The sequence below is a fragment of the Methylobacterium sp. E-066 genome, from assembly GCF_022829635.1.
GTDB lineage: Bacteria > Pseudomonadota > Alphaproteobacteria > Rhizobiales > Beijerinckiaceae > Methylobacterium.
The window spans coordinates 24,592-32,588 of the sequence record NZ_JAKSYO010000095.1 but is presented as its reverse complement, the minus strand read 5'-3'; the positions used below and the strand labels follow the sequence as shown (position 1 = coordinate 32,588).

Genomic DNA, 7,997 nt, shown 5'->3' with positions numbered 1-7,997 from the left:
CGATGAAGTCTGTGGGACAATGGAATGGACCATTGTGAGCCGGGAAATGTCACGGCATGAAGTGTCCGGCTATTCTTATAAGTTTTTTGCGTTATATCTATTGCAATTATCAAATCAAATACAATACTGATAGATAATTATGTCAATTAGGATAGAAAAATTCTAATTTGCTCAAGCTTTGTCTTGGTGATACGTACCGATTCGATCGAGCATGGATCTGATAAAGACATACAAATCGGATTGTACGATGAAAAGATTGATTTTTGCTGCGTTTATTGAAGCCGCTCTGTTAAATAATTCGTATGCGGCTGATTTTATCAAGAGATCGATCATCGAATCGGGAGGCGTATCTGTGCCGGGTTGGTCCGGCTTCTACAGCGGCCTGTTCGCGGGGTATGGAGACCTGGAAAGCGCGACGCGGTTCGATTGCGTCGGGCCGAACGGGAAACGCGGCGCGGATGGCTGCCCGATCATCGAGACCCGAAAGGGAAGCGATGGCGCGTTCATCGCGGGTGGCGAGATCGGCTACAACAGGCTGTTCGGGGCGCACCTGCTCGTCGGCGGCGCGGCGGATTATCAATTCACCCGCCTCTGGGATTACGGGTCCCGCGAAGGGACTTTCCCGGTCGTCGGCGGGGAGGGCTACCGGTTCAGCACCGCGCATGCCGGGCAGCGGCTGGATAATCTCACGACCCTGCGCGGGAAGGTGGGTCTCGCCGCCGGCCGAACGCTGGCCTACGCCACCGGAGGCCTCGCGGTCGGCAACGTTCGTGTCGATACGACGCAAACCCTCCTTGGTGACTTCGGTCCCCGGTTCGACGCCCGCCGCGGTGACGTCCGCCTCGGCTACGTGGTCGGTGGCGGACTCGAATATGCCTTCAGCCAGCATCTCTCGGCCAAGATCGAGGGCCTGTACTATAATCTCGGCAACCGTGCGGTCTTCGACGATTCGACCGATTATCGCATCGGCACGCGCGCCACGACGGACGGGTTCCTGACCCGGGTCGGCCTCAATTACCGGTTCGGCGATGGGGTGCAGGTTCCGCGGTTCGCCTTTGCCTCTGCGGGGGCCGGAATCTGGGGGTTCGAGGGCGGCCTGCGCTACTTCTACAGTTCCGGTGGCCCACGCTACACGTTGGGCGACCCTTTCACGCGCGGCCAGGTCAATTCCCGGTTGACCTATCAGAACACTGAGGCCCATGCCGGTGAGAGCTTCGCCCGGGTCGACCACAACCCGACGGGCTTGTTCGCGAAGGGCTTTCTCGGATCGGGCGGCACCACCTCCGGCCGCCTCTACGATGAGGACTTCCCGCCCGTCACACGCCCCTATTCGAAGACCCTCTCGCCGATCAAAGACGGCGACATCAGCTACGGTGCCATCGATCTCGGCTACACGCTGCTCCGCCGCGATGGCTTCAGCCTGGGCGGGTTCGTCGGCTACCAGTACGACGCCGAACTGGCCAACGGCTATGGCTGCACCCAGGTGGCTGGAGGGGACTTCTGTGCGGGCCGCGGTGCCGTGCCGGACACTATCAAGGTCCTGACCGAGAACCTGCGCTGGAATGCGCTGCGCATCGGCCTCATCGGCGCAGCGCGGTTCGACCGGTTCAAGGTCAGCCTGGAAGGCGCCTATCTGCCCATCGCCGCCGCGACCGGCGTCGATCGCCACTGGCTCCGGCCCGACATCAACCCGCTCCCGCAACGGGGCAACGGGGATGGCTACTTCGCCGAGGGCATCCTCTCGTACGACCTGACGCCGGCCGTCAGCGTCGGTGTCGGGGGCCGCTACTGGCGGATGCAGACCGGTTCGGGCCGGATCAAGTTCCCGTTCTATCCCGGCAGCCCGACCAAGTTCGAGACCGATCGCTACGGCGCCTTCGCCCAGATCTCCTACAAGCTCTCGGATCTGGGCCTCGGCGGATCGGACGTTCCGTCGGTTCTGGTGCGCAAGGACTGATCTGCGCTGATGCGAGGCTCGGGAGCGGTGACCGGTTCGGGTGAACCCGGTGCCGCTCCCAGGATTGTGTTTCATCGGGTGGTTGGGCGAAGCCGCTTGTGCTTGGTGGATACCAGGCCGGGAGGCGCGGCGGCGGCACGTCCATTAACAGAGTCCTCAGGCGACTCGTGAAAGGTGCGGGCCGCACCTGCGCTTCCGAAGACGACCGGTCATGTCCCATCGCCCCTCCCCGCCGCACCGGCATGACGGTCCCGATCCCCAGCGTCCGATCCGTGGGGGCAATGCCCGGATGGCACCGCTCTGGCAGGTGCTGGTCGGCGGTGAGGCGGTCCGCCGCCATGTGCACCTGATCCTGGCCGCGGGCGTGGCTCTGGCCCTGCTGGGCGTGGCCGTGATGATCGACGCCTTCGCGGGGGCGGTCCACATCCCGGAACGCTGGTTCGGCCTGCTCCTGCTCGCCGACGGCCTCGGCTCGCTCGGCACCGGCCTGATCGCCGCGGGGGCGGCCCGGCGGCTGCGGGTCTTCAAGGGCCTGTTCCTGTCCGTGGCCGCGATCCTGATCATGATGGCCTCGCCCACGAGCTTCTTCCTGCTGGCGATGCTGTGCGGCACCGCCTTCCTGGTCGATGGCGCGATCCGGATCGTCCTCGCCTGCCTGCTGAAATTTCCCGAATGGCGGACCTCGGTGGCGTTGGGCGCGCTGGGCGTGGCCTTCGGCCTGTTCCACCTGCAGCCCTGGCCGACCTGGTATGTCGGCACCGTCGGCTACTGCATCGGGATGTTCCTCATCCTCAACGGCGCGCGCCTGGTCCTGGCGGGGCTGCGCACACACCGCATGGCTCCGGTGCCGGTCGCCGCACCCGCCGCGGCGTCGGACAGCCTGACGGTCTATGTCTGGACCCCGACCGGCCAGGCCACCACGCCCGCCGCGCAGCGGCTGGTCCGGCGCTACGTCGCCTCCATCGACGTGGCGGGGCGGTATTCCACCGGCCACGCCGCCCTGGAGCAGGCGGGCGACCTCTATATCAGCCACTATCCCGCGGTGGAGATCGATCGCTCCCCGGCCAACCTCCGGTCGAGCCTGCGCGCCGGGCCCGAGAACGACGTCGCCGGCCGGTTCCTGCCGTCCCATCGGGAGGAGGTCGCGGATTGGTGCGAGGCCACCGTCGCGGTCACGCTGAACGGCGTCGATGGCGCCCGGCTGCGGGCGTTCTGGGAGGCCTATCGGCGCGACACCACCTACAACTTCATCAGCCGCAACTGCTCGACCACCGTCGCCCGCGCCCTGGACGTGGCGGTGGAGGGCGCGTTCAGCCGCGACGGGCATCCCTGGCGCAACCTCGCCAACGCGCTGACCAGCCCGGAATTCTGGGCCGCGGCCCTGCTGCGCAACGGCGCCCGGTCCATGACCTGGACCCCCGGGCTGGTGCTCGACTACACGCGGGCGCTCAGCGCCCTGGTCGACCCGGCCTCGCCGGTCACGTCGATCGCCTGGGCCAATGTCGGCCGGCGGTTCATCCGCAACGGACGGGCCGGGTCGCTGACCCGGCTGTACCAGCTCGCCCGGCGCCGGCCCACCTCGGATGCGGGCCCGACCGAGGCCTAGCGGCCTCCCTGCCCTCCCGGCTGTTGCCTAGGATGTTCGCAGGTCGTTTCCGGCGAAGCGCGACCTGCTCCCTCTCCCGCACGGGCTATCGGCTTCACCCATCCCCGGATGTGGCGCAGGTCCCCTCTCCCGTGCGGGAGAGGGACAGGGTGAGGGATGCGACCTTTCCGGAAAGACCTAGTCCCTCACCCCAACCCTCTCCCGCACGGGAGAGGGGGCGCGGCGCGGCTTTGGCAAGCCGATGTGTGAACATCGTAGCCCGCACGGGAGGGGCGACCCGCGCCGCATCCAGAGATGTTTGAGTCTGTCAGGGGCGGGCGGCGCGCCGGGTCAGCGGGCCGTGCGGTTGGCGGCGAGGTCGCCGGCGATGGCCTGCATCACCGACAGGGTGTCGACCTCGTCCTGCTCGGCGCCGTGGTCGCTGAGCTTCACGATCACGGTGCCGGTCTCGCGGTTGACGTAGACGTACTGGCCGTAGACCCCGATCGCCGAGATGTCGCTCTCGTCGCCCCCGGGGGCGTGCCACCATTGCGCCGAGTATTGCCAGCCATCGACCGCCCGGCGGGCCGGCGTCTCGATCCGGTCGATCCAGCGGGCCGGGATGATGCGGTTCTGCCCGGCGCGGCCCTGGTCGGCCACCAGGAGCCCCAGGCGGGCGAAGTCGCGGGGCACGGCGTTGATGCAGCAGAACGCCTTCTCGATGCCGCCGGCCCGGTCGAGGTTCCAGGTGGCGTCGGCCTGGGCGCCCATCGGCTTCCAGATCCGCTCCGACAGCAGGTCCGCCAGCGGCTTGCCCTCGACCCGCGCCAGGATCAGGCCGAGCAACTCGGTGTCGATGCTGCGGTAGCGGCCCTGACTGCCGGGCTTGAACGCCAGATGCGCGTTGTCGCGCACGAAGGCGGTGATGTCCCGGGTCAGGTACATCCCGGCGGTGCCGGTGAGCGGATGCTGCGGGTCGTAATTCTCCGGCACGGCGATCCCGCTCGTCATGTCGAGGAGGTCGCGCACGGTGATCTGGCCGAACACCGCGCCGTGGCGCAGCTCGGGCAGCAGGGCCGAGACCCGGTCGGTCTCCGCGAGCTTGCCGCTCGCCACAGCGGCGCCGACCAGCAGCGACACGATCGACTTCGCCACCGACCAGGACGGGAACAGGGTCGCCGGGCCGGTCCCGGGGCGCTGCCATTCGTGGATCAGAACCCCGTCCTGCACCACCAGGAAAGCGTTGGTGTGCGTCTCCGCCAGCATCGTGGCGAGGGGGACCGGCTTCCCCTTCCAGGGGACGCGATCGAGGATCGGGCTCGGCCGGAACGCCAGGTCGCGGGCCTGTTCGGGCGCCTGCACCACCCGGCTCGGGAACCACGGTCCGATCGCGGACGGCTCGAGGACCGCCAGGGCGGCCAGGGTGACCGGATCGGGGACGTCGATCAGGGTGGTGGCGGTCCAGGCGCAGCCCGTCGCCACGATGCCGCCGGCCGCGGCGATCACGCCCCAGCGCGGGCCCCGCCGGCGCCCCGGGCGGGGACGGGCCGAAGGCTCCGGGATCGCGGACGACGAGGTCATGATGGATCGGTGTCGCTCTGGATCGTCACGGTCAGGGCGCCGTCGACCGGGGTCCGGCGCGCGCGGCGACCATGATGAGGAGGCGTTAACGAAGGGCCAACCGGGCCGGACGTTGAATTCGGATCTCAGCCGCACGTGTCCGGCGCGGGCGATCCGAAAATGTTCATGGATTCCACGGAAAAGGGCTGTCGAAGTCTGGCGGCATCTTATGGGGTGAGACGGCTGCGCACAAACGCCAGCCTGCCGTCCTTGTCTGATCGTCTATGGTGACCCGAAAAGCCGGGTTTCATTTGAGGCTGGCTCCGTTCCTGCACAAAAGGTCTTCCGCGCGATGAACCCTTTCCTGATCCTCGGGCTCGCGATCGGCGCGGAGGTCACCGCCACCCTGGCCCTGAAGGCCGCCGACGGCCTGACGCGGCCCGTGCCGACCCTGATCGTGGCGGTGGGCTACGGCACCGCCCTGTGGCTGATGTCGAACAGCATGGACATGCTGCCGATCGGGGTCGTCTACGCGATCTGGTCCGGGGTCGGCATGATCGGCGCGGCGCTCGGCGGCGCGTGGCTGTACGGCGAGGCGATCAGCCCGACCATGCTGGTGGGGATCGCGATCATCGCGGTGGGCGTGGCCGTCCTGGCGTCCGGGCAGGGCCAGCACTGAGCCGGCCCCGGCTTCGGCATGCTCAGAATCGGCCCGCGATGGTGAGGCGCACGGCCGTGGGCTCGACCGGGTGGAACACGCGATCGATCAGGCCCTCGGCCGGCTCCCCGGGCAGGCGCGAGACGTAGGCGTAGGTGATCTGGTCGGACCGGCTGTTGGTCAGGTTGAGCACGTCCAGGGAGACGCTGACCCCGTTCTCGAAGGCGTAGCCGACCCGGCCGTTGAACAGGGCGGTCGGGCGCGAGCGGATCGAATTGTCCTCGATCAGCGGGCGCGGCCCGAAATACCGGAACCGCAGGGAGCCGAACCAGCCGAGCGGCTCGCCGAAGGTGATGCCGGCCGACGCGATGGTGGTGGGCGCCTCCGGCACCCGGTTGCCGACCGGATCGACGTCGGAGAACCGGGCATTGGTGATCGTCAGGTCGCCCTCCAGCGAGAGAAACGGGGTCACCGCGTAGCGGTTGGTCCACTCGACCCCGAAGCGCCGGGTCGGGCGGCTCGGCTCCGTGGTGCCGGTATCGCCCTGGAACAGGTTTTCGGATGCGAAGTCGAGCCGGAACAGCGCGAGGCTCGTCTCCAGCCCGGCGATCGAGCGGTTGCGCAGGCCGACCTCGTAGCCGGTCGAAGGCACGAGGAACGGCGCGCGGGTGGTGTTGAACAGCGAGCTCGCCGGATCGACGGTGGCGGTCACGCCGCGCACGTCGTTCGAGTGGAAGCCGCCGCCGTAATTCACGTAGAGCTCGGTGTCGAACCACGGACCGAGGGTCAGGCCGAGCTTCGGGTTGACGATGGCATCGCGCGCCCGCCCGGAATTGGCCGGCGTGTCCGAGGCGACGCGGGCATAATAGCCATCGGCGCGGAAGCCGAGGCTGGTGCGCAGCCAGTCGGTCCAGCGCACCCGGTTGTCGAAGTAGAACGCGCCGCTCGTCTCCAGCACCCGGTCGTCGAGCACCCCCGAGCGGTATTGCCGGTTCGTCGTGTTGAACAGGCCGACCCGGATGCTGTCGGTTCGGGTCTGCACGCCGATCTCGTTCTCCATCGGCCGCCCGAACAACTCGCCCTGGAAGATGTGCAGCGCCTCGCCGCCGCCGATGATGCGCTGGTCGAGCTGGTGGAACTGGTCGCCGCTGACCGGATCGTTGAGGAAATAGGTGAAGTCGTTGAACAGGTTGAGCTGCGAGCGGATCACGTAGGCCGAGGCCCGGGTCACGCCCGTGTCGTCGGTGCTGCTGAAGCGGCCGGACAGCGAGAAGCGGCTCGTATCGCCGCCATCCGTGGGGTTGATCGTGCCGTAGCGGCCGATCAGCCCCTGGACGACCGCCCGCTCGGGGATCTGGTTGGTGGCGGTCCAGCGGCTGGCATAGGCCATGCCGGTGACCGAGAATCCGTCGAGCGCCGTGCCCTGGCTGTAGCGGGCGACGGTGCTGATCTTGCGCAGGGCGTCCGGGACCACCCAGGGCCCGTCATAGACCTGCGCGTCACCCGCAACCAGAAGGTTGCCGTCGCCGAGCGGGGTCGAGGCGATGCTGAGGGCGCGCTTGTAGCCGAAGCTGCCGATGGAGGTGAGCGCGAGGTTCTTCTGGACGGTGTCGAGATAGTCGATCCGCACCGAGCCGGCGGAGGCGAAATCGCCGTCGCGCACGAAGTACGGCCCCTTGTGGAACTCCACCGCGCCGACGAGTTCCGGGATCAGGAAGTTGATGTCGGCATAGCCCTGGCCGTGGGCATGGGTGCGCATGTTGAGCGGCATGCCGTCCAGGAACAGGGCGATGTCGGTGCCGTGATCGAGGTTGAAGCCGCGCAGGAAGAACTGGTTGGCCTTCCCCTCTCCGCTGTGCTGGGTGACGATCAGGCCCGGCACCGCCTCCAGCACCTCGCCGGGGCGCGTCACCGGCCGGCTGTTGAGCTGGGCGCCGGTGATCACCCCCGCGCTGGCGGAATCCACGGTCAGGAGCGGGCCGCCGATGCCGGTCACGCCGCCGACATAGCCCGCACTCGCAGCGGCACCGCCCCGCGGCGGCGCGGAAGGCTCGGCGGTGACCGAGATCTCGTCCAGGGTGGTCTCGGCGGCTTGCCGGTCCTGGGCGGACGCCGCCGGAATCAGGACCGCGAGGCTTATGGTCGTCAGCGTGGAAAGTTTTAAGAGCGCGGAGCGTGGGGCAGGATGGGGCACGGGACCTCGGGCGACGGCAGTGGCACGTCACCGCGAACGAGGC

At 68.0% G+C, this 7,997-nt stretch carries 5 protein-coding genes; 3 read left to right on the top strand and 2 right to left on the bottom strand.

Annotation, left to right across the window (positions count from 1 at the left end; genetic code table 11):
- Positions 1–211 precede the first annotated feature (211 nt).
- Both MKL20_RS12915 and MKL20_RS12910 read left to right on the top strand, forming a co-directional pair.
- Positions 212–1,957 (top strand): hypothetical protein, encoded by a 1,746-nt coding sequence (locus MKL20_RS12915; protein ID WP_244036992.1) that lies wholly within the window; start codon positions 212–214, stop codon positions 1,955–1,957.
- Positions 1,958–2,168: 211 nt separating this feature from the next.
- Positions 2,169–3,563 carry a DUF4105 domain-containing protein gene (locus tag MKL20_RS12910; protein WP_244036991.1) on the top strand — a complete coding sequence of 465 codons (1,395 nt, stop codon included), beginning with the start codon at positions 2,169–2,171 and terminating at the stop codon, positions 3,561–3,563.
- A gap of 330 nt (positions 3,564–3,893) precedes the next feature.
- Here the strand turns inward: MKL20_RS12910 and MKL20_RS12905 are convergent, their stop codons facing one another.
- Positions 3,894–5,123 carry a serine hydrolase domain-containing protein gene (locus tag MKL20_RS12905; RefSeq protein ID WP_244036990.1) on the bottom strand — a complete coding sequence of 410 codons (1,230 nt, stop codon included), beginning with the start codon at positions 5,121–5,123 and terminating at the stop codon, positions 3,894–3,896.
- A 331-nt stretch (positions 5,124–5,454) separates the two neighbouring features.
- Here MKL20_RS12905 and MKL20_RS12900 point away from each other — a divergent pair, with 331 nt between their 5' ends.
- Entirely contained in the window at positions 5,455–5,781 is a 327-nt protein-coding gene (locus MKL20_RS12900) for a DMT family transporter (RefSeq protein ID WP_244036989.1), read from the top strand.
- 22 nt (positions 5,782–5,803) lie between these two features.
- Here MKL20_RS12900 and MKL20_RS12895 read toward each other — a convergent pair whose 3' ends face one another.
- Positions 5,804–7,837: a TonB-dependent receptor gene (locus tag MKL20_RS12895; RefSeq protein WP_244036994.1), complete on the bottom strand. Its 2,034-nt coding sequence runs from the start codon at positions 7,835–7,837 to the stop codon at positions 5,804–5,806.
- Positions 7,838–7,997: the final 160 nt, after the last annotated feature.

Coding starts and splice junctions, on each gene's coding strand:
- MKL20_RS12915 (WP_244036992.1), top strand. CDS start 212: ATGGATCTGATAAAGACATACAAATCGGATTGTACGATGAAAAGATTG.
- MKL20_RS12910 (WP_244036991.1), top strand. CDS start 2,169: ATGTCCCATCGCCCCTCCCCGCCGCACCGGCATGACGGTCCCGATCCC.
- MKL20_RS12905 (WP_244036990.1), bottom strand. CDS start 5,123: ATGACCTCGTCGTCCGCGATCCCGGAGCCTTCGGCCCGTCCCCGCCCG.
- MKL20_RS12900 (WP_244036989.1), top strand. CDS start 5,455: ATGAACCCTTTCCTGATCCTCGGGCTCGCGATCGGCGCGGAGGTCACC.